Genomic DNA, 21,768 nt, shown 5'->3' with positions numbered 1-21,768 from the left:
AGACGCGAACGTTGCGCCTACGACTCGGAGAAGCGCTGCCTCTCGGCATCCAGATCGCGCAGCCTCACGCGCAGTGCACGGCCGCCATCGGACTCGGCGGGCACCCGCTGCACGGCACCGAGCAGTTCGTTCTTCTCACGCTCGATGCTGCGCAGGATCAGCCGTCTGCTCAGATCGGTGGCGGATGCGACGGCGCCGTCCTCGTCTCGCGCCGGGAAAGGGGTCATCAGCAGCTCGCCGGCGAGGCCGCGGTACGGCTCCCGCACGGCGTCCGCGGCGTCCGTCGCCCAGCCGACGCGGCTGCGGTCCGTCGTCGCGACGACGGCTTCGCGCACGGCTTCCAGCCCCGGATGCCGGAACGACTCCGCCAGCGCACGGTCCAGCAGCGCGGTGTCCACCCGGTGGCCGTACTGCAGTGCGCCCATGAGCGCGTCGCGCTCGAGCGCGACGTCCCCGGTGCGCGGGAGGTCTGCGAGGCGCACGCGGGTGACCGCGGGTTCGTCCGAGCCCTGAGCCTGCGGCGCCGCTGTCTCGCGGCGCTGCTGCTGACCTCCGCCATGCGATGCGCGACGCACCTCGGCGTGGACGGCCGTCGGGTCCATGCCCAGCCGACGCGCGAGCACGCGCTCGTAGCCCGGGCGCAGCAGTTCGTCGCGGATCTCGGCCACGATCGGGGCGGCGGCGCGCAGCGCGCCCACCTGGCCCTCGACGGTGGCGAGGTCGAAGCCGCCCAGCTTGCGGTCGATCGCGAACTCGAACATCGGCACCTTGGTGTCGATGAGACCGCGCACTGCGGCATCCCCGCGCTGCAACCGCAGGTCGCACGGGTCGAGACCGTCAGGAGCGACGGCGACGAAGGTCTGCGCGGTGAACCGGGAGTCCTCCGAGAATGCGCGCAGCGCGGCCTTCTGGCCCGCCTCGTCGCCGTCGAAGGTGAACACGACCTCGCCGGAGGCGGAGACATCGCCCATCACCCGGCGCAGCACTTTGATGTGCTCGGTGCCGAACGCGGTGCCGCAGGTGGCGATCGCAGTGGTGACCCCGGCGAGATGGCAGGCCATCACATCGGTGTATCCCTCGACCACCACGACCCGGCGGGGGTCGCCCCTGGCGATGTCGCGCTTGGCGAGATCGAGCCCGTACAGGACCTGTGCCTTCTTGTAGATCGGCGTCTCAGGGGTGTTCAGGTACTTCGGGCCCTGGTCGTCGTCGAAGAGCTTGCGCGCCCCGAAGCCGATCGTCTGACCGGTGACGTCGCGGATCGGCCACACCAGGCGGCCGCGGAACCGGTCGTAGACGCCGCGCTGGCCCGTCGAGACGAGTCCGGCGTTGCTGAGCTCCTCCCGGGTGAAGCCCTGCGCGGTGAGCGCCTTCAGCATGCCGTCCCAGCCTCGGGGGGCGAAGCCGACGCCGAAGTGCGCTGCGGCGCCGGAGTCGAAGCCGCGCTGGCCGAGGAACGCCCTGGCCGTCTCTGCCTCGGGGCTGAGCAGCTGCGACCGGAAGAACTCCGCCGCCGCGGTGTTCGCCGCGTACAGCCTGCTGCGGCCGCTGGTCTCGGGCGCCGCCCCGCCGTCTTCGTAGTGCAGCGAGTACCCGATGCGGCCGGCGAGGCGCTCGACGGCCTCGGTGAAGCTGACGTGGTCCATCTCGCGCAGGAACGAGTAGACGTCCCCGGAGGCCCCGCATCCGAAGCAGTGGTAGAAGCCCACCTGTGGACGCACGTGGAAGCTCGGGCTCTTCTCATCGTGGAACGGGCAGAGCCCCTTCAGAGAGCCCACGCCCGCGGACTTCAGCGCGACGCGCTCCCCCACGATGTCGGCGATGTTCGTGCGCGACTTCACCTCGTCGATGTCGGCCTGCAGGATGCGGGGCATCAGTGCGCCCCCTCGGCGGGCACCGCGACCCTGGCACGGGCGCCGGGCCGCGCGTGGCGCGGCGACCAGATCCCGACCTCGGCAGGATCGATGTCGCCGACGAGGCGGTTGTGCCAGTCCACAGCGGTCTGGTCGGTGAGACTCGCGATCTGATCGACCACCACCCTCGCCCGCTGCTCGTCGGTCTGCGCGTCGTGGAAGTCGGCGGCGAAGGCGGGCTCCAGCACGTCGGCACCGGCTGTCCAGAGCGTGTCGGTCGACCACAGCGCGTCGGCGAGCCGCTTCAGCACCCGGCGCTGTTCCTTGTAGACACCGCGCCGCGCGTCGATCGTGACGATCGCCTGACCCATGATGCCCTTCAGCACCGCGATCTCGGCCTCGACGACGCGCGGCACGACCACATGCGCGTTGTACCGGGCGAGCGAGGGACCGACGTAGGCGTCACGCGTCGCCGACACGGATGCCCGGGCGAAGCGGCCGATCATGTCGCTGGTGAGGTTCTTCAGCCGTGCCAGGTCGCGCCGGGAGCGGTCGAAGGACTTCAGCCACATCGGCTGCGTGTTCAGCCGGTACAGCGCGTCGGCGAGCTCGTCACGGGTGAAGTCGTAGCCGACCCACTGCTGGATGCGGCTGACCAGCGCGTAGTGCTCGGCCGGGTCGGCGAGCTGGGCGACGTCGAGGTAGCCGTTCACGATCGCGTCCTCGAAGTCGTGCACCGAGTACGCGATGTCGTCCGAGAGATCCATGATCTCGGCCTCTATGCAGCGCAGCCGCCCCGGGGCGCCCTCGCGCATCCAGCGGAACACGGGCTCGTCATCGGGGTACACCCCGAACTTCAGACGGCCACCGGGATCGGGCACGGGGTTGTCCACTGTCCAGGGGTACTTGCAGGTGGCGTCCAGGCTGGCGCGGGTGAGGTTGAGTCCCACGGAGTGATCGCCGTCGTCGAGGACCTTCGCCTCGAGCCTGGTCAGGATGCGCAGGGACTGCGCGTTGCCCTCGAAGCCGCCGATGTTCTCAGCCCACTCGTTCAGCGCCCGCTCGCCGTTGTGGCCGAAGGGCGGATGCCCGAGATCGTGGCTCAGGCAGGCCGTGTCGACGACGTCCGCGGAGACGCCGAGGGCGATGGCGAGTTCGCGTCCGACCTGGGCGACCTCCAGCGAGTGCGTCAGGCGGTTGCGGGCGAAGTCCGCCGTGCTGGCCGGACTGAGCACCTGCGTCTTCGCTGCGAGGCGGCGCAGCGCCGCGGAGTGCAGCACGCGGGCACGATCGCGCGCGAAGTCGTCCCGCTCGGAACGGTGCGTCTCGGCGAAGAACCGCTCGGAGTCGCGTGCCGAATATCGATCGGTCCCTGAGCCTGCCGAAGGGTCAGCCGCCACTGTTCTCGGTCTCCGCTCCTCGCATCATCTCACCGGTGTCCGCGCCGATCTCGCGCGAGTCCAGCCACCCCTCGGGCAGCGCCGTGCGCTTGGGCGAGCCGGCACGGCCGCGCTGCCCCTCGGCCCCGGCGCCCGGGTAGGGCGCGTCGCCGAGAGTGCCGAGCAGGTCGTCGATCTCCTGCAGCGTGGAGGCCCGCGCGAGCGCCGCACGCAGCTCGCCGCCGACCGGGTAGCCCTTGAAGTACCAGGCCACGTGCTTTCGGATGTCCTTGCATCCGCGGTCCTCGTCCTCGAAGAACTCGACCAGCAGCTCGGCGTGACGGCGGAAAGCCGCGGCCACGAACTGCAGCGTGGCGTCGACCTGCACTCCTTCTCCGCCGAAGGCGCCGGCCAGCTCACCGAACAGCCACGGCCGGCCGAGGCATCCTCGGCCGACGACCACGCCGTCGGCGCCGGTCTCGGCCATCATCCGCACCGCGTCGTCGGCGGACCAGATGTCGCCGTTGCCCAGCACCGGGATGCTGGTGACGGCCTGCTTGAGCTCGCCGATCGCCGCCCAGTCGGCGTGTCCGGAGTAGTACTCGCCGGCGGTGCGGGCGTGCAGGGCGACGGCAGCCGCCCCGGCATCCTCCGCGGCGCGGCCCGCCTCGATGAACGTGAGGTGGTCCTTGTCGATGCCCTTGCGCATCTTCACGGTCAGGGGCACGTCTCCCGCGGCCCTGACGGCGCGGTCGACGATGTCGGCGAAGAGCGTGGTCTTCCAGGGCAGCGCCGCTCCCCCGCCCTTGCGGGTGACCTTGGGCACCGGGCAGCCGAAGTTGAGGTCGATGTGGTCGGCGCGGTCCTCGGCGACGATGATGCGCACGGCCTCGGCGATCGTCGCGGGATCGACGCCGTAGAGCTGGATCGAGCGCGGCGTCTCGGACTCGTGGTGCTGGATGAGGCGCATCGTGATGGCGTTGCGCTCTACGAGTGCGCGCGACGTGATCATCTCGCTGACGTAGAGGCCGGCGCCGTACTCGCGGCAGAGCCGGCGGAAGGCCGTATTGGTGATCCCGGCCATGGGTGCGAGGACCACGGGCACGTCGAGAGCGATCGGGCCGATGCGCAGAGCGCTGGCGGGTGCGGTGGCAAGAGACATATCCCTTCCATTCTCCCAGAATCGGACGCCCGCGGGCGGCAGCGAACCTAGGCTGTGAATATGACCGATCAGCCGCTCCGCCAGATCCCGTTCACCGATGCCTCAGGTGCTGAGAAGACTCTGGACGACTATGGAGCCGACGTCGTGCTGGTGGTCAACGTCGCTTCGAAGTGCGGCCTGACCCCGCAGTACGAGCAGCTCGAGGAGCTGCAGCGCACCTATGAGTCGCGCGGCTTCACCGTGCTCGGATTCCCCTGCAACCAGTTCTTCGGCCAGGAGCCGGGATCGATGGATCAGATCCTGGAGTTCTGCTCGACGACCTACGGCGTCTCGTTCCCCGTGAACGACAAGCTGAAGGTCAACGGCAAGAACGCCGCAGACCTCTACAAGGCTCTCAAGCAGACCCCGGATGCCGGCGGCAAGGCCGGCCGGGTGGAGTGGAACTTCGAGAAGTTCCTGGTCTCGCCGGATGGCTCGGTGCAGCGGTTCCGTCCGAAGCAGAAGCCGGACTCCCCCGAGATCGTCTCGGCGATCGAGGGCGCTCTCGCCGCCGGTGGTCGCTGACCGGAAAGCGTTCACCTCCTCGTCCCTCCCTCGACATGTTCGTCTCCTAGCGTCTCCGCGGCGGCAATCCGCCCGCGACGAAGAGGAGACCTGGAATGCCAGAACGACTGCCCATGAGCCGACGAACCGTGATCGCCGCAGGAGCGATCGGCGCGGTGAGCGCCGCGCTGCCGCTCGGAGCCGCGAACGCCCAGACGACCGGAACGTCGGCTTCCGGCAAGCCGGGAGCCAAAGCCCCGCGGCTGCGCTTCCACGAGAACCGCACCTTCAAGGTCGTCCAGTTCAATGACACGCAGGACGACGAGCTCACCGACCGGCGCACGGTCGAACTGATGGAGAAGGTCCTCGACCAGGAGAAGCCCGATTTCGTCGTCATCAACGGCGATGTCATCACCGGCGGCTGCGAGAACCGGCTCGCGGTCAAGCAGGCCATCAACAACGTGGTGCAGCCGATGGAGTCGCGCCGCATCCCGTGGGCGGTCACCTACGGCAACCACGACGAGGACTCTCTGCCGCAGTCCGGCGTCGACGAGGCCGGGATGCTGAAGATCTACCGCTCGTACGACTTCAACATGAACGCCGAGAACGAGCGCGGGCTCACCGGCACGAGCAACACGATCGTGCCCATCGCTTCGGCGTCGAAGCAGAACCGCCAGGCGTTCGCGCTCTGGCTGATCGACTCCGGACGCTATGCGCCCGGTGCGATCAACGGCCAGGACTTCGCCGGCTACCCCACCTGGGACTGGCTGCGCATGGACCAGGTCAGCTGGTACCGCGAGCAGTCCCAGCGTCTCGAGCGGAGCCAGGGACGCAAGGTTCCCGGCCTGATGTTCATCCACATCGCGCTCTGGGAGCACCGCTTCATGTGGTGGGGCGGCGTCGACACCCGCACCCCGGCGGATGCCGCGCGCGGCAAGGCCCGCCACCGCATCGTCGGTGAGCGCAACGAGGACGAGTGCCCTGGTCCGATCAACTCGGGCATGTACAACGCGATCCTCGAGCGCGGCGACGTGAAGGGCGTCTTCGTCGGTCACGACCACGTGAACGACTACTGCGGCGACTACTACGGCGTGCTGCTCGGCTACGCACCGGGCACGGGTTTCGGCGCCTACGGCCTCGACGGCGCCGAGCGCAACCGCCTTCGCGGCGGGCGGGTGTTCGAGCTCACCGAGAACGGCGACGACGTGTCGATCGCGACCCGCGTCGTGTACGCCCGCGACCTCGGCATCGATCTGACAGCGAACGACCAGCCGATGCAGCCCCTGCCGCTGGGACCGAAGCAGCAGAAGATCTGACGAAACGGGAAAGGCCCGGTCCTCGGACCGGGCCTTTCCCCATCAGCGATCAGCTCGCGGCGTCCTCCACGACCTCGGCACCGCGCTGCGCCCAGACGTCACGGAGGACGTTCTCGAACGCCTCGGCGGGCTGTGCTCCGCTGACGCCGTACTTGCCGTCGATGACGAAGAACGGCACGCCGTTGATGCCGTACGCGCGGGCCTGCGCCTGGTCGGCGCGCACGTCCTCGAGGTACTTCGAGGATTCGAGCACCTCGGTCGCCTCGGCGGCATCCAGCCCGACCTCGGCGGCCAGCGCGACCAGGTCGTCGATGCGACCGACGTGCTTGCCCTCGGTGAAGTACGCGGACATCAGCCGCTCCTCCATCTCGTGCTGCAGGCCCTTCGCCTTGGCGTGGTGCAGCAGTTCGTGGGCCTTCACGGTGTTGGTGTGCTGCAGCTTGTCGAAGTTGTACTCCAAGCCCGCCTGCGCGGCGACGTTCGTCACGTGCGAGAGCATCTGCTCGACCTGCTCACGAGGCATTCCCTTGTGCCCGGCGAGGAAGTCGACCTCGTCGCCGTCGAAGTCCACCGGAGTGTCGGGCGAGAGCTCGAAGGAGTGGAACGTGATGTCCACCTGCGGGGCGTCCTCATCGCCGGCGGTGGCCGCCAGGCCCGCTTCAAGATTGCGCTTGCCGATGTAGCACCACGGGCAGGCGATGTCGGACCAGATGTCGATCGAGATGGGTTCGCTCACAACATCATTCAACCGGATGGAAGGCCGGTCTATTCCTCCGGCGCGTCCACCGCGCCGCCGAAGCGGCGGTCTCGCGCCAGGTAGATGCCGATCGCCCGCCACAGCTCCTCACGCGAGAAGTCGGGCCAGAGGGTGTCCAGGAAGACCATCTCGGCGTAGGCGGACTGCCAGAGCAGGAAGTTGGAGGTTCGCTGCTCTCCCGAGCTGCGCAGGAAGAGGTCGACGTCGGGCATGTCCGGCACGTACAGGTGGCGTCCGATCGACTTCTCCGTGATCGCGCTGGGCTTCATCCGACCGGCCTTGACGTCCTCGGCGATCGCGCGCATCGCGTCGACGAGCTCGATGCGCCCGCCGTAGTTCACGCACATGGTCAGAGTGAGCACGTCGTTGCCCCGCGTGAGCTGCTCCGCGTACTGCAGCTCCTTGATGACCGAGCCCCACAGCCGCGGCTTGCGGCCGGCCCAGCGCACCCGCACACCCCACTCGTTGAGCTGATCGCGGCGGCGGTGCAGGACGTCGCGGTTGTAGCCCATCAGGAACCGCACCTCCTCCGGCGATCGCGCCCAGTTCTCGGTGGAGAAGGCATACACCGACAGGTGCTTGACACCGGCCTGGATCGCTCCTGCGACCACGTCGAGCAGCACCTCCTCACCGGCCTTGTGCCCCTCGATGCGGTTCAGACCCCGGCGGTTCGCCCACCGTCCGTTGCCGTCCATGACGATCGCGACGTGGTTCGGCACCGCCGGGAACGCAGGCGGCTGCACTCCGGTCCAGTCCAACGGCCGGTAGGGCACGGCGTCCTTGTGGGTGTACGGCTTCGGGCTCACCGCAGTCCTTCCGGTTGGGAGGTGACGTGCTCGAGCGAGCGGATGCCGCGCTCGAGGTGGTACTGGGCATAGGCAGCGACCGTGCCGGATGCGGCCGCGGTGTCGGCCGGGGATGCCGCGTCCACCGCCTCCCACTCGCCGGCCAGCAGCGCACGCAGCAGGGCGAGGGCGGATGCCGGGATGCGCGGGCTTCCGGCCGGCGCGCAGTCGCCGCAGACCAGACCGCCGAGAGGGGCGACGAACGCCGTGTGCGGGCCGGGCGCGCCGCAGCGCGCGCAGTCGTCGAGAGAGGGCGCCCAGCCCGACAGCGCCATCACCCGCAGCAGGTAGGAGTCCAGGATGCTGCGCGCCGTATGCTCGCCGCGGGACAGCGCCCTGAGCCCTCCGACCAGGAGAAGATACTGCTCGGGCGTCGACTCGGCCTCATTCAGCCGGTCGGCGGTCTCTACCATCGCACTCGCGGCCGTGAACCGGTCGTAGTGCGCGGCGATGTCGGACCCGTAGGAGCCCAGCGACTCGGCCTGCTGCACGATGTCGAGCGTGCGGCCCTGGTACAGCTGCACGTCGGCGACCATGAACGGCTCCAGGCGCGCACCGAACTTCGACGAGGTGCGCCGCACACCCTTCGCCACCGCGCGGATCTTGCCGTGCCTGCGCGACAGCATGGTGAGGATGCGGTCCGCCTCCCCGAGCTTGTGGGTGCGCAGCACCACCGCTTCGTCTCGGTAGGTCGGCATCCCTCGATTATCCCCCGAGCCGGGGACAATGGACGTGTGACCGAACCGCTCTTCACCATCCCCCTCTGGGCCGATCTGCTCGGCGTCGGCCTGGGCGGCATCCAGGGTGCGATGTTCGCCTCGGGATTCCAGGGACAGCGCCGCCTCGACTGGCTCGGCGTCGCGATCATCGGCGTCATGATCGGCATGGGCGGCGGTCTCATCCGCGACCTCCTGCTCGGACTGCCGCCGGCGACCCTGCACAGCAACTGGTACCTGATCACCGCCGCGGGCGCGGCTCTGCTCGGGATGCTGCTGGCAGGCGTCTTCAACCGGCTGAACGGTTTCATCGTCGGACTCGACGCCCTGGTGATCGGCATGTTCGGAGCATTCGGCACCAGCAAGGCGATCGGTCTCGGCGTCCCCGCAGTGCCGGCGGTGTTCATCGGCGTGTGCGCCGCCGTCGGCGGCGGCGTGCTGCGGGATGTGCTGATGGGCCTGCCCGTCGCCATCATGCACGTGGGCTCGCTCTACGCGGTCGCGGCCGGCGTGGGCTGCACGTTCCTCGTCGTCGCGCACGGACTCGGCATGAACATCACGCTCGCCGCTGTGCTGTGCATCGTGATCACCGCGATCATCCGCGTGCTCGCGGTGATCTTCGATCTTTCGCTGCCCGAGCAGCGTCGCCTGCACCGCCGCAAGGTGGCGACGGAGACCGGGATGATCCCGATCGTCAAGCCCTGACGCATGACTGCGCCCCCGCCGGCAAGATCAGCCGGATCGGGGGCGCAGACGAGTCACGCGGCGGATGCACCGCGGACGGCCCTCCGCGCACGGGTGGCGGCGCGGAGGAGATCTCTTCCTGAGGTCAGACCCCCACGAGCTCGCCCTGGCGAGTGCGCACCGAGCGGTTCACGCACGACACGATCGCCTTGAGCGATGCCGTGGAGATGTCGCCGTCGATGCCGACGCCCCACAGCCGCTGGTCGTCCACCTGCAGTTCGACGTAGGCCGCGGCCTGCGCGTCACCGCCGGTGGAGAGGGTGTGCTCGACGTAGTCGTAGAGCGTGATCTCCGTGCCGCGCTCGCGCAGCACCTCGATGAACGCCGCGATCGGGCCGTTGCCCTGCCCGCTTGCCTCGACGCGCTCCTCGCCGTCGCGCAGCACCACGTCGAGGACGACCTCGCCGGACATGTCACTCCGGGTCTGGGTGCCGAGCAGCTCGAACCGGCCCCACTTCTGAGCGGCGTCGTCGGCCGGCAGGTACTCGTCGTTGAAGATCCGCCAGATCTGGTCGCTGGTGACCTCGCCGCCCTCGGCGTCGGTCTTGGCCTGCACGACGCCGGAGAACTCGATCTGCAGCTTGCGCGGCAGGTCGATGGCGTGATCGGTCTTCAGCAGGTAGGCGACACCGCCCTTGCCGGACTGGGAGTTCACCCGGATGACGGCTTCGTAGGAGCGACCGAGGTCCTTGGGGTCGACGGGCAGGTAGGGCACGCCCCACTCGATCTCGTCGACGGAGACGCCCCGCTCCTCGGCCTTCGCGGCCATCGCCTCGAAGCCCTTCTTGATCGCGTCCTGGTGTGAGCCGCTGAACGCGGTGAAGACCAGGTCGCCTGCCCAGGGACTGCGCTCGGGCACGGGCAGCTGGTTGCAGTACTCGACGGTGCGCTTGACCTGGTCGATGTCGCTGAAGTCGATCTGCGGGTCGATGCCCTGCGTGAACAGGTTGATCCCCAGAGCGATCAGGTCGACGTTGCCGGTGCGCTCGCCGTTGCCGAACAGGCATCCCTCGATGCGGTCCGCACCGGCCATGTAGCCGAGCTCGGCTGCGGCGATCGCGGTGCCGCGGTCGTTGTGCGGGTGCAGCGACAGGATGACGTTCTCGCGCTGCGCCAGGTGGCGGTTCATCCACTCGATCGAGTCGGCGTACACGTTCGGCGTGGCCATCTCGACGGTGGCCGGCAGGTTGATGATCACCTTGCGGTCGGGCGTGGGCTCGAGCACCTCGATGACGGCATTGCAGACCTCGACCGCGTACTCCAGCTCGGTGCCGGTGTAGCTCTCCGGGGAGTACTCGTAGTAGACCTCGGTGTCGGGGATGCGCTTCTCGAACTCACGGCAGAGACGGGCGCCCTCCAGGGCGATCTGCTTGACGCCCTCGCGGTCGGAGCGGAACACGACCTCACGCTGCAGCACGCTGGTGGAGTTGTAGAAGTGCACGATGGCCTGCTTGGCTCCGGCGATCGCCTCGTACGTGCGCTCGATGAGGTGCTCGCGGCACTGGGTCAGCACCTGGATGGTGACGTCGTCGGGGATCAGGTCCTCTTCGATCAACTGACGGACGAAGTCGAAGTCGGTCTGGCTGGCCGACGGGAAGCCGACCTCGATCTCCTTGTAGCCCATGCTGACGAGCAGCTCGAACATGACGCGCTTGCGCTCGGGCGACATCGGGTCGATGAGCGCCTGGTTGCCGTCGCGCAGGTCGACGGCGCACCAGCGAGGCGCCGCGGTGATGCGCTTGCCCGGCCAGGTGCGGTCTTCGAGGTCGACACGGATCTGCTCGTGGAAGGGCCGATACTTGTGGATCGGCATCGCGGAGGGCTTCTGGTTGTTCTTCATGATCGGTGCTGTTTCTCTTCGTCAGAAATGTGCTCAGGCCAACACGAGCGCCGCGACGAGAAAGGCCCGATTGTCAGGACTCGTCACGGCAGCTAAGAAGAAGCAGACCGCCCAGAGGCATGCGTCAATGCTAACACCCGACTTGGCAGAATGCTCACGGGATGAGCGCGAGCTTGCCGCCCGGGTGCCCCTCGGCGAGGAATCGCAGCGCCTCCGGCGCCTCGCTCAGCGGATACTCCTGCGCGACGGGCACGGTCAGCTCGCCACGTTCGGCGGCCTCGACGAGATCGATTCGCACCGCGTCGCGGTAGCGCGCCGTCTCGGGGTCCGAGCCCGAGCTCGCCTGGAACCCGTGTGCGGCGGCGGCCTGCGGCGCGACGATCGTGACGATCCGCCGCCGGTCGCCCACGAGCGTGAGCGACGTCTCGATCGCCTCCTCCGTCCCGGCCGCGTCGAGGGCGATGTCGATGGCCTCGACACCGGCATCCGTCATCGCGGCGCGGATGCGACGCAGCATCCCGTCGCCGTACTCCACCGGGATGCCGCCGAAGCGGCGCACCTCTTCGGCGCGGCGCGCGCTCGCCGTGCCGATGACCCGGATGCCGCGCTGCGCGGCCTGCTGCAGCACGCTGACGCCGACCGCACCGGATGCCGCATGGAGGAGCAGCGTCTCGCCCGGCTGCGCGTCGACCGCATGCAGCATGGCGGAGGCTGTGGTGCCTGCGAGCAGCAGGTTGGCCGCCTGCGCGTGCGTGAGAGGAGCGGGTTTGCGCAGCACCTTCTGCGCGGGGACGGTGACGTCGGTCGCATAGCCGCCGTTGATGCGGAACGCGATGACCTCATCGCCGACGGCGACCGGTCCTGTGATGATCTCGGTGTCGGGTCCGACCGCCGCAACGACGCCCGAAACCTCGTAGCCGATCGCAGCGGGCAGCTCGGCCCCGGGGCGGCCGACCGCGAGATGCTTGGCGTCGGCGGGGTTCACGCCCGAGGCATGCACACGGATCGTGACCTCGCCAGGACCGGGCGCCGGCGGCTCGTACTCCTCGAACACCCAGTTGTCGGGGCTTCCCCACGCTGTCGCGACCCAGTGCCATGCCATTCCTCCACGCTACGCCCGCTCCGGATAGCGTGGAGGAATGCGTCTGCGCTCAGCTCTCCGCTCCGTCCTGCTCGCCGGCCTGTTCGCCGCCCTCGCGGTGATGGTGCTGCCGGCGTCCGTCGCGCGCGCCGACGTGAACGACTTCTCCTACTCGTCGTGGGACTCGACCTACGACATCGGGCTGGACGCGGACGGCCGAGCCCGGATGCACGTCACCGAGACCGTCGTCGCACAGTTCCCGCAGACCGATCAGAACAAGGGCATCGTGCGCGGGCTGGCGGAGATGTACGGCAGTGCCCCGCTGTATCCGACGGTGGTCTCGGTCACCGACGGCGAGGGGCGTGAGGTGCCCTACGACACGGAGTCCGATGACGATGTGCTGTTCGTCTCGATCGACGACGACACGTACAAGCACGGTGCCCACACCTACGTCATCGAGTACACGATGCGCGATGTCTTCCACACTCCGGATGATGCGGACATCGACGAGTTCTACTGGGACCTGCTCCCCCTGGACTCCACGCAGGACGTCGCGCGATTCACCGGCAGCATCCGGTTCGACGACACGCTGAGCGGTGCGATGGCCGGCGATCCGAACTGTTACCAGGGCGGATACGGCTCGAAGACGACCTGCGAGCTCGTGAAGCAGACCGGGGCCTACACCGTCACCGCGACTGACCTGAGCGCCGGCACCGGCGTGACCGTCGCCTTCCCGTTCACGCCCGGCACCGTCGAGCCCTCTCCTGCCCTGCAGCCGGATCCTCTGACCGACGTCGTCCCCTACGCGCTCGCCGGCGGCGGCCTGCTGCTCGGCGGTGCGGGACTGCTGTCGGTCGGTCTGATGAAGCGTCGGCACCGAAGGCAGGGCACCGGCATCGTCGTCGCGCAGTACGAGGTGCCGACCGACCTGCCGCCTCTGCTGGCCGCCCAGGTCGAGGGCAGCACAGGCAAGGCGATCCCCGCGGAGATCGTGCACCTCGGCGTGCACGGCGCGCTTCGCATCGCGGACGGCCAGAAGAAGCCGACGCTCACCTTCCTCACCGGCGAAAACGTCGGCGACCCGCTGGACTCCGCATCGCTGCGCGGCCTCTTCGCCGAGCGCGAACCCGGCGAGCAGGTCGACCTCGGCACCCCCGACACCGACCTCGCCAGGCGCCTCTCCAATCTGCCGAAGGCGGCGGCGACCGCGGCAGCCGATCGGGGACTCACCGAGAGACGGCGATCGATGAGCGGGGTGCTGCTCAGCCTGCTCGCGGTCGTCGCCGGACTCGTCGCCGTAGGGCTGGCCATCCCAGGGCTCGCGGTGCAGCGCCCCGCGGCGATCGCCGCGTTCGCCCTCAGCATCCTGATCCTCGCGGCGACGATCATCGCCGCGATCGTCCTGACGCTGAAGAAGACCGTGCTCACCCGGAAGGGCGCGGAGACGCGCGAGCTGCTGCTCGGCGCCCGCGAGTACATCCGCCTCGCGGAGGCGGATCGGATCCGGATGCTGCAGTCGTACAGTGGCGCGGAACGTCGGGCAGACGGGGAGGTCGACGTCATCGTGCTCTACGAACGCCTGCTGCCCTACGCGATGCTGTTCGGGCTCGAGAAGGAGTGGGCGAAGGTGCTCGAAGTGCAGTACCAGCGCACCGGCAGCGCACCCGGCTGGTACCTCGGCTACTCGATGGGATCGTTCGGCAGGTCGCTGTCGAGCATGGGCTCGACTCTCAGCGCGACCCCCGTCGCCACGTCATCATCCTCATCGAGCGGCTCCTTCGGCGGCGGGTTCTCCGGCGGCGGAGGCGGAGGCGGTTTCTCCGGCGGACGCTGAGTCAGCCTCCCGACGCCGCTCCCTGACCCGCTGCGCGGCGCCACCACCGCGACGTGTCCCGCCCTACTACCGCATCCACGCCTCGTCGTCCCACCGGGTCGAGGCCGACGCTAGTGTGAGCGATGAAGGGGGCGGGATGCGCGCAGAGTTGTTGGCCGGGTTCGTTGTACTCATCCTCGGAGTGCTCGCCGTCATCTTCCACCGACCGCTGCACTATTTCGCCATCGCAGGACGCTACGTCATGGGGCGGGCGACCGCTGCGGACATCAGCCGCCCCATCGTGACGGCACTGGTAGGCGTCTTCTTCATCTTCTTCGGCGCGACCATGGTGGCCATCCAGACCGCGCGGGTCGCACCGACCTCGACGATTCAGGATCCCACCCTCACGGCGGCTCTCGCGGTGATCGGCATCGTCGCCGGTTCACTGGCCGTGGTGGTAGTCCTGGCGAGGCGGCCGCTGTCCGGCTTCGTCGCTCGACGTCTTCGCGAGACCGGTGGTGATGCCTATGTGGAGCTTGATGTCGAGCGCTACGCACGCGGCATGGTCTGGGTGCAGTTCGTCTGGTTCGCGATCATCGCCGGCTTCTGCGGAGTCCTTGCGATCGTCCAGCCGATCCGCGCCTGACCGGCGCTCAGAACCCGAGCTTGCCGAGCTGCTTCGGGTCGCGCTGCCACTCCTTGGCCACCTTCACGTGCAGGCCCAGGAACACGCGCGTGCCGAGCAGTGGCTCGATCTGAGCCCTGGCGCGGGCACCGACGTCGCGCAGGCGGGAGCCCTTGCGGCCGATGATGATCGCCTTCTGGCTGTCGCGCTCGACCACGATCGAGGCGTGCACATCGGTGAGGTCACTGTCCTCGCGCGGAGCGATGTCATCGATCACGACCGCGATCGAGTGCGGCAGCTCGTCGCGCACACCCTCCAGCGCCGCCTCTCGGATGATCTCCGCGACCCGGTCCTCGATGGACTCGTCGGTGATGACGCCGTCCTCGTAGAGCGCAGGACCGGTGGGCATGAGAGCGAGCACCTCGTCGGCGAGCACGTCCAGCTGGTCGTTCGCGACCGACGACAGCGGGATGACCGCCGCCCAGTCCTCGCGCAGCGAGTCGACCTCGATCAGCCGCTCGGTGATCTCGTCACGATCCGCCGCATCCGTCTTGGTCACGATCGCGATCTTCTTCGCGCGCGGGTAGCCGTCCAGCGACGCCGCGATGCGGCGATCGCCGGGGCCGACCTTCTCGGTCGCCGGCACGCAGAAGCCGATCACGTCGACATCGCCGAGCACCTGCTCGACCAGGTCGTTCAGCCGCTCGCCGAGCAGCGTCCGCGGCTTGTGGATGCCGGGGGTGTCGACGATCACCAACTGGCCGCCCGGCCGGTTCACGATGCCGCGGATCGCGCGCCGCGTGGTCTGCGGCTTCTCGCTGGTGATCGCGATCTTCTCACCCACCAGCGCGTTCGTCAGCGTGGACTTCCCCACGTTCGGACGCCCCACGAATGTGACGAATCCGCTGCGCTTGTCTTCACTCATCTTCCGACTCCTCCTCCGGCGCCCGCTCCACGAACACCGTAGCGATACCTCTGCCGCGGCCGCGCGACGCGCCACCGGTGAGCACCAGTCCGTCGACGACGGCCATGGCGCCGGGCTGCGGCACCTGGCCGAGCGCCTTCCCGAGCAGCCCGCCGATCGAGTCGACGTCCTCGTCCTCGAGCTCCAGGTCGAACAGATCGCCGACGTCCTCCAGCGACAGCCGGGAGTTCACTCGGTACCGTCCGCCGCCGAGCTCGACCACCTCGGCCGGTGCCCGGTCGTACTCGTCGGCGATCTCGCCGACCAGCTCCTCGATCAGGTCCTCGAGAGTGACCAGCCCCGAGATTCCGCCGTGCTCGTCGATCACGAGGCACACGTGCACGGCGTCGCGCTTCATCTGCTGCAGCAGGGTCTCGGCGCGCATCGACTCCGGCACGAATGTCGCCGGACGTGCGATCGGCCGCACCGGCGCGCCGCGCCAGGCGCTCTCGTCGCGATACGCGAACTGCACGAGATCCTTCAGGTAGAGCACGCCCACCACGTCGTCGGCGTCGTCGTCGACCACGGGCATCCGCGAGACGCCCTTAGACAGGAACAGATCCATCGCCTCTGTCGTCGTGGCCGTGGCATCCACCGCGACCATCTCGGTGCGCGGCACCATCACGGCGCGCACGAACTGGTCGGTGAAGTCGAACACCGAGTGGATCAGATCGCGGTCGTCCTCCTCGATGAGATCGTTCGACGCGGCCTCATCGACCATGCTGAGCAGCTGCTCCTCCGAGGCGAAGGTGCTGCGCCCGCCGCCCGGCGTGACACGGCGACCGAGCGTCACCAGCCCCTGCGCGAGCGGACCGAGCACCACGCGCACGCCGTGCACGACCGGGGCCCAGAGCCGCAGCAGACCGTCGGCGTGGTGCCGACCGAACGATCGGGGGCTGGCCCCGACCAGCACGAAGGTGATGCCTGTCATCAGCACCGCGGCGGCGAGCATCGCCCACCAGTCGCTGGGAAGCAGCTGCACCAGCGCGACGGTCACCAGCACCGCAGCAGTGGTCTCGGCCAGCACGCGCATGAACGCGACGGCGTTCACGTGCGCATCGGGGTCCTCGGCGATCTTCGCGAGAGCGGTCGCGTTTCGTCCTTCGGACGCCATCTCCTCGAGGTCGCTGCGCGAGCTCACCGAGAACGCCGCGTCGACCGCCGCCATCAGGCCGCCGAAGGCGACCAGCAGCACGGCCCCGGCGAGCAGCACTCCTGCGATCATCGTCGTCGTTCGGACGCCGCGAATCCGCGGATCAGCTCCTTCTGGAGCCCGAACATCTCACGCTCCTCTTCCGGCTCGGCGTGGTCGAACCCGAGCAGGTGCAGCAGGCCGTGGGTGGTGAGCAGGATCAGCTCGTCCATCAGCGTGTGGCCGGCGGTCTGCGCCTGCGACTCGGCGACCTGCGGGCAGAGCACGATGTCGCCGAGCAGCCCGGGCGGAGTCGGGTGGTCCTCGCTGCCAGGCCGCAGCTCGTCCATCGGGAAGCTCAGCACGTCAGTCGGGCCGGGCTCGTCCATCCACTGCACGTGCAGGGACTCCATCGCGCCCTCGTCCACCAGGACGATGGCGACCTCGGCATCCGGGCTGACGTGCAGCTGCGCCAGGTTGTACTCCGTGAGCCGCTGCAGCACCGTCTCGTCGATGGAGATGGCGGACTCGTTGTTGATCTCGATCATGAAAGGTCCTGTCTCCTCAGGAAACGCCGCGCTTCGGCATCCGGTCCTTCGGCCCCGGCCGCATGCCGGAGCGCCGGTCGGCGCGATTCGCGAACTCGTGTGCCTGCTCGCGCTCCGCCCTGGCGGCGGTGCGCTGCTCGTCGTACTCGCTGTATGCGTCGACGATCCGCCCCACCAGCGTGTGCCGCACGACGTCGTCGCTGGTCAGCCGCGAGAAGTGGATGTCGTCGATGTCCTTCAGCACGCGCGTCACCAGCCGCAGGCCGGACGCGCCCTGCGGCAGGTCGACCTGGGTGATGTCACCGGTGACGACCATCTTGGTGCCGAAGCCCAGACGGGTCAGGAACATCTTCATCTGCTCGGGCGTGGTGTTCTGCGCCTCGTCGAGTACGACGAAGGAGTCGTTCAGCGTGCGCCCGCGCATGTACGCGAGCGGGGCGACCTCGATCGTGCCGCTGGCCATCAGCCGAGGCACGATCTCGGGGTCCATCATCTCGTTCAGCGCGTCGTACAGCGGCCGCAGGTACGGGTCGATCTTGTCGGTCAGGGTACCGGGCAGGAAGCCCAGCCGCTCCCCCGCCTCGACGGCCGGACGCGTCAGGATGATGCGCTCGACCTCCTTGCGCTGCAGCGCCTGCACGGCCTTCGCCATCGCCAGGTAGGTCTTTCCGGTGCCGGCCGGGCCGATGCCGAAGACGATCGTGTTCTCCTCGATCGCGTCGACGTACTCCTTCTGCCCGAGGGTCTTCGGGCGGATCACGCGGCCGCGGGTGGACAGGATCGCCTCGCCGAGCACCTCGCTGGGACGAGGGCCGTCGTCCCGGCGCAGGATGCGGGCGGAGCTGGAGACGTCGCTCGGCGCGAGGTCGTGCCCGGCGCGGGTCAGTGTGATCAGCTCGTCGACGAGGGACTTCGCCGCGACGACGTCGGCGTCGGAGCCGCTCAGGGTGATCTCGTTGCCGCGGACGAGCACCTGCACGGCCGGATGCTCCTTCTCGAGCATCCGCAGCAGACGGTCCTGCGGGCCGAGAAGCTGCACCATGGCGACGCCGTCGACGAGCAGGTGCTCGGTGCGTTCGGGGGTGTCAGAAGCCAATGAGCCGGTCCTCCGGAAGGTTGCCGAGAACGTGCGCGTGCACGTGGAACACGGACTGCGCGGCGCTCGCGCCGTTGTTGAAGATGAGTCGGTACTCGCCGTTCGCGTGGTCGTCGGCGATCTGCTTGGCCGCGGCGACCATCTTCGCCATCAGTGCCGGGTCGCCGGCGGCGAGCTCGGTGACATCGCGGAATGCTTCGGTCTTGGGGATCACGAGGGCGTGCAGCGGTGCCTGCGGGTTGATGTCGCGGATCGCGAACACGTCATCGGTCTCCAGCAGGATCTCGCCGGGGATCTCCCCGTTCAGGATGCGGGTGAAGATGGAGGGTTCGCTCATGCGATCAAGTCTACTGAGAGAGCGTCTACCAGCGCCCGAGGATGCCGGAGAGCACAGCGATCGCGGCGGGGCCGGCGGTGGACGTGCGCAGCACCGTGCCGCCGAGGCGCACGCGCTCAGCGCCGGCCTCGGTGAGCCGGTCCAGTTCCTCGGGCGAGATCCCGCCCTCGGGCCCGACGACCAGCACGAGGTCGCGGTCGTCAGCCCGGATGCTGCTGAGCCGGGTCTGCGCGGTCGGGTCGAGCACCAGCATCCTGGCATCCACCGCCCGCTTCGCGAGCTGCCCGGTCGTCTCGACGCCAGCGATCTCGGGGATCCAGGAGCGGTGCGCCTGCTTGGCGGCCTCGCGGACGATCGTCGCCCACCGCTCCCTGCCCTTGGCGGCCTTCGGGCCCTCCCAGCGCGAGATGCTGCGCGATGCCTGCCAGGGCACGATCTCATCGACGCCGAGCTCGCAGGCGGCCTGCACAGCCAGTTCGTCTCGGTCGCCCTTCGCGAGCGCCTGGGCGAGCACGATGCGTACCGAGGGCAGCTCATGCTCGCGGCGCGCGGTGATCCGCACCGAGACCTCGGCGGCGGAGACGTCCTCGACCACGCCCTCCAGCCAGACGCCCGCACCGTCGCCGATCGTGACGGACTCACCGACCCGCACGCGACGCACGACGGCCGCGTGCTTGGCCTCGGCCCCGGTGAGCAGCACGCTCTGGCCCACCTGAGCGGTGGTGCCGGCCTGCGTGACGAAGTGCAGCGCCATGGTCAGTGCGAGCGGAACCGGTCGCGGAGCTTCGAGAACAGCCCCTGCTGGAACTGCGCGAGCTTCGGCGCCGGCGCCTTGTGCTTCTTCGCGAAGTCCTGGATGAGCTTGCGCTGCGCGGAGTCGAGCTTGGTCGGCGTCACGACCTGCACGCCGACGCGCAGGTCGCCGCGCTGGCTGCCGCGCAGCGGCGTGATGCCGCGGCCGGCGATCGTGAGCACGTCGCCGGACTGCAGCCCGGAACGGATCTCGAGGTCGACGGTGCCGTCCAGGCCGTCGATCGTGGTCGTGGTACCCAGGATCGCGTCGGTCATCGAGACCTCCAGCGTGGCGAGCAGGTCGTCGCCGTCCCGGCTGAACACCGGATGCGGGGCCACGGTGACCTCGACGTACAGGTCGCCGTTCGGACCGCCGGCTCGTCCGACCTCACCGGAGCCCGGCAGCTGCAGGCGCAGCCCGGTCTCGACGCCGGCCGGGATGTCGAGCGACACGGTACGGCGGGACCGGACCCTGCCCTGGCCGCCACAGGTGCCGCAGGGGTACGGGATGGTCGTCCCGTAGCCCTCGCAGGTGCCGCAGGGCTGCGTGGTGACGACGTTGCCGAGCAGGCTGCGCACCTGCCGCTGCACGTGCCCGCTGCCGCCGCAGATGTCGCAGGTCACCGGTGAAGTGCCCTCCTGGCAGCACGAGCCGTTGCAGGTCTCGCAGAGCACCGCGGTGTCGACCTCGATGTCGCGGTGCGCGCCGAAGACGACGTCGCCCAGGTCGAGGTTCACACGCACGAGGGCGTCCTGCCCGCGCTCCCGGCGGGATCGCGGCCGCGCAGAGCGCGCCCCGCCCGCTCCGCCGAAGAACGTCTCGAAGATGTCGCCGAAACCGCCGAAGCCGCCGCCGAAACCGCCGTTGTCGTCGCCGCCCATGTCATAGCGGCGACGGGAGTCCTCGTCGCTCAGCACGTCGTAGGCGTGCGTGACCAGCTTGAACCGCTCCGCGGCATCCTCACCCGGGTTCACGTCCGGGTGCAGCTGGCGCGCCAGCTTGCGGTATGCCTTCTTGATCTCGTCCTGCGTGGCGTCCCGGGACACCCCGAGAACCTCGTAATGGTCGGCCACAGTCACCTTCCTGAGTGTGTGTGCGTTCGTGGGCGCGCCGCATCAGCGGCGCGTCTCGTCCTCTTCGAGCATCCGCGACAGGTAGCGGGCCACGGCCCGTGCCGCCGCGAGGTTGCTCGGATAGTCCATGCGGGTGGGCCCCATCACGCCGAGGCGCGCGGTACCCCCCTGGGCGATGTAGTCGCTGGCGACGATCGAGGCCTCGCCCAGCCCGAACGGCGCGTTCTCCGTGCCGATGCTGGCCGCAAGACCGTGCTCGTCCGGCACCATCTCGCTCATCAGCCGCAGCAGCGTCACCTGCTCCTCGATCGCCTCGAGCAGAGGATGGATGCTGCCGCGGAAGTCCTGCTCGCGGCGGGCCAGCGTCGCGGCACCCGCCATCACGAGCTTCTCCTGGCGGAACTCTGCGAGCTCCTCGCCGATCACCACCGCCAGGGCGGTGAGCGCCGGATCGGGGCGCGACTCCGACGGCTCGCGCAGCAGCGCGATCCGCTCGGCGGCATCCGCGACGGCGCGTCCGGTGATGAGCGCGGAGAGCCGGGCGCGGAGCACAGCCACGTCGGCTTCGTCGACGTCGACCGGGAGCACCGCGATGCGCTGCGACACCCCGCCCGCATCCGTCACGAGGACGACGAGCAGCCGGTTCGGCCCGAGACCGACCAGCTCGAGGTGCGTGATGCTGGCGCGGGCGAACGACGGGTACTGCGCGAGCGCGACCTGTCCGGTGAGCTGCGTGAGCACGCGCACGGTACGGGCCATCAGATCATCGAGATCGGCGGGGTCGGCGAGGAAGGTCTCGATCGCGGAGCGCTGCGCAGTGCTCAGCGGGCGCACCTGCGCGAGGTGGTTCACGAAGACGCGGTAGCCCTTGTCGGTGGGCACACGGCCGGAGGAGGTGTGCGGAGCGGCGATGAGCTCCTCGTCCTCGAGCAGCGCCATATCGTTGCGGATCGTCGCTGCGGAGACTCCGAAGGCGTGCCGCTCGACGATGGACTTGCTGCCCACCGGCTCCTGGGTCTCGACGTAGTCCTGCACGATCGCGCGGAGCACCTGAAGCCCTCGTTCCGAGACCATGATGCTCCTTCCGCTCTGGCACTCACACGTACTGAGTGCCAATTCTACCCGTGCCCCGTGCCGAACGCCCTCAGGCG

The 21,768-nt window shown here is 69.2% G+C and carries 21 protein-coding genes; 5 read left to right on the top strand and 16 right to left on the bottom strand.

The annotated features are described in order from the left end of the window. Positions 1-17: 17 nt before the first annotated feature. From dnaG to dusB, 3 genes are read right to left on the bottom strand one after another with little or no spacing between them, the layout of a single operon-like run. On the bottom strand, positions 18-1,874 hold the full coding sequence (gene dnaG, locus ACFVAE_RS01365; protein ID WP_378887158.1) for a DNA primase: 1,857 nt from the start codon (positions 1,872-1,874) through the stop codon (positions 18-20). Continuing rightward, a complete protein-coding gene (locus tag ACFVAE_RS01360; RefSeq protein WP_378887156.1) occupies positions 1,874-3,253 on the bottom strand; it encodes a deoxyguanosinetriphosphate triphosphohydrolase in 1,380 nt (459 codons plus the stop codon). Before ACFVAE_RS01360 ends, dnaG begins: the two co-directional genes overlap by 1 nt. Beyond that, positions 3,243-4,394 carry a tRNA dihydrouridine synthase DusB gene (gene dusB / locus ACFVAE_RS01355; protein WP_378887154.1) on the bottom strand — a complete coding sequence of 384 codons (1,152 nt, stop codon included), beginning with the start codon at positions 4,392-4,394 and terminating at the stop codon, positions 3,243-3,245. Before dusB ends, ACFVAE_RS01360 begins: the two co-directional genes overlap by 11 nt. Before the next feature lie 60 nt (positions 4,395-4,454). Here dusB and ACFVAE_RS01350 point away from each other — a divergent pair, with 60 nt between their 5' ends. After that, entirely contained in the window at positions 4,455-4,958 is a 504-nt protein-coding gene (locus ACFVAE_RS01350; protein ID WP_378887152.1) for a glutathione peroxidase, read from the top strand. 113 nt (positions 4,959-5,071) lie between these two features. Then, on the top strand, positions 5,072-6,253 hold the full coding sequence (locus ACFVAE_RS01345) for a metallophosphoesterase family protein (RefSeq protein WP_378887150.1): 1,182 nt from the start codon (positions 5,072-5,074) through the stop codon (positions 6,251-6,253). 49 nt (positions 6,254-6,302) lie between these two features. Here ACFVAE_RS01345 and ACFVAE_RS01340 read toward each other — a convergent pair whose 3' ends face one another. From ACFVAE_RS01340 to recO, 3 genes are read right to left on the bottom strand one after another with little or no spacing between them, the layout of a single operon-like run. Further along, positions 6,303-6,989 (bottom strand): DsbA family protein, encoded by a 687-nt coding sequence (locus tag ACFVAE_RS01340; RefSeq protein WP_378887148.1) that lies wholly within the window; start codon positions 6,987-6,989, stop codon positions 6,303-6,305. Positions 6,990-7,018: 29 nt separating this feature from the next. Further along, positions 7,019-7,816 (bottom strand): isoprenyl transferase, encoded by a 798-nt coding sequence (locus ACFVAE_RS01335; protein WP_378887146.1) that lies wholly within the window; start codon positions 7,814-7,816, stop codon positions 7,019-7,021. After that, positions 7,813-8,553, bottom strand: coding sequence for a DNA repair protein RecO (gene recO, locus ACFVAE_RS01330; RefSeq protein WP_378887144.1), 741 nt, complete (start codon positions 8,551-8,553; stop codon positions 7,813-7,815). The genes ACFVAE_RS01335 and recO overlap by 4 nt, the downstream gene beginning before the upstream one ends. A 36-nt stretch (positions 8,554-8,589) precedes the next feature. Between recO and ACFVAE_RS01325 the strand changes: the two genes are divergently transcribed. Further along, complete coding sequence (locus ACFVAE_RS01325; RefSeq protein WP_378887142.1) at positions 8,590-9,276, top strand: trimeric intracellular cation channel family protein; 687 nt, start codon at positions 8,590-8,592, stop codon at positions 9,274-9,276. Between the two features lie 124 nt (positions 9,277-9,400). On the opposite strand, the gene leuA is transcribed toward ACFVAE_RS01325, so the two are convergent. Beyond that, positions 9,401-11,155 (bottom strand): 2-isopropylmalate synthase, encoded by a 1,755-nt coding sequence (gene leuA, locus ACFVAE_RS01320; protein WP_378887140.1) that lies wholly within the window; start codon positions 11,153-11,155, stop codon positions 9,401-9,403. Positions 11,156-11,309: 154 nt separating this feature from the next. Beyond that, positions 11,310-12,257 carry an NADP-dependent oxidoreductase gene (locus ACFVAE_RS01315; RefSeq protein ID WP_378887138.1) on the bottom strand — a complete coding sequence of 316 codons (948 nt, stop codon included), beginning with the start codon at positions 12,255-12,257 and terminating at the stop codon, positions 11,310-11,312. 37 nt (positions 12,258-12,294) lie between these two features. On the opposite strand from ACFVAE_RS01315, the gene ACFVAE_RS01310 reads away from it, so the two are divergent. Next, on the top strand, positions 12,295-14,070 hold the full coding sequence (locus tag ACFVAE_RS01310; protein WP_378887136.1) for a DUF2207 family protein: 1,776 nt from the start codon (positions 12,295-12,297) through the stop codon (positions 14,068-14,070). 136 nt (positions 14,071-14,206) lie between these two features. After that, a complete protein-coding gene (locus tag ACFVAE_RS01305) occupies positions 14,207-14,695 on the top strand; it encodes a hypothetical protein (protein WP_378887134.1) in 489 nt (162 codons plus the stop codon). A 7-nt stretch (positions 14,696-14,702) separates the two neighbouring features. Here the strand turns inward: ACFVAE_RS01305 and era are convergent, their stop codons facing one another. From era to hrcA, 8 genes are read right to left on the bottom strand one after another with little or no spacing between them, the layout of a single operon-like run. Further along, positions 14,703-15,599, bottom strand: coding sequence for a GTPase Era (gene era, locus ACFVAE_RS01300; protein WP_378887132.1), 897 nt, complete (start codon positions 15,597-15,599; stop codon positions 14,703-14,705). Then, entirely contained in the window at positions 15,592-16,863 is a 1,272-nt protein-coding gene (locus tag ACFVAE_RS01295; protein WP_378887130.1) for a hemolysin family protein, read from the bottom strand. Before ACFVAE_RS01295 ends, era begins: the two co-directional genes overlap by 8 nt. Next, positions 16,860-17,318, bottom strand: a complete 459-nt coding sequence (gene ybeY, locus ACFVAE_RS01290) for an rRNA maturation RNase YbeY (protein WP_378887128.1) — start codon at positions 17,316-17,318, stop codon at positions 16,860-16,862. The genes ACFVAE_RS01295 and ybeY overlap by 4 nt, the downstream gene beginning before the upstream one ends. Positions 17,319-17,334: 16 nt before the next feature. Continuing rightward, on the bottom strand, positions 17,335-18,360 hold the full coding sequence (locus ACFVAE_RS01285) for a PhoH family protein (protein ID WP_378890432.1): 1,026 nt from the start codon (positions 18,358-18,360) through the stop codon (positions 17,335-17,337). A 43-nt stretch (positions 18,361-18,403) separates the two neighbouring features. Beyond that, on the bottom strand, positions 18,404-18,751 hold the full coding sequence (locus ACFVAE_RS01280) for an HIT domain-containing protein (RefSeq protein WP_378887126.1): 348 nt from the start codon (positions 18,749-18,751) through the stop codon (positions 18,404-18,406). A 25-nt stretch (positions 18,752-18,776) separates the two neighbouring features. Further along, a complete protein-coding gene (locus ACFVAE_RS01275) occupies positions 18,777-19,505 on the bottom strand; it encodes a 16S rRNA (uracil(1498)-N(3))-methyltransferase (RefSeq protein ID WP_378887124.1) in 729 nt (242 codons plus the stop codon). Positions 19,506-19,507: 2 nt separating this feature from the next. Further along, a complete protein-coding gene (gene dnaJ, locus ACFVAE_RS01270; protein WP_378890429.1) occupies positions 19,508-20,617 on the bottom strand; it encodes a molecular chaperone DnaJ in 1,110 nt (369 codons plus the stop codon). A gap of 42 nt (positions 20,618-20,659) precedes the next feature. Continuing rightward, a complete protein-coding gene (hrcA, locus tag ACFVAE_RS01265; RefSeq protein ID WP_378887122.1) occupies positions 20,660-21,691 on the bottom strand; it encodes a heat-inducible transcriptional repressor HrcA in 1,032 nt (343 codons plus the stop codon). Positions 21,692-21,768: the final 77 nt, after the last annotated feature.

Origin of the sequence: Microbacterium sp. NPDC057659 (assembly GCF_042799915.1) — a bacterium.
Classification (GTDB): Bacteria; Actinomycetota; Actinomycetes; order Actinomycetales; family Microbacteriaceae; genus Microbacterium.
Note: the sequence above shows the minus strand (reverse complement) of the source record. Positions and strands in the feature narration are given on the sequence as shown.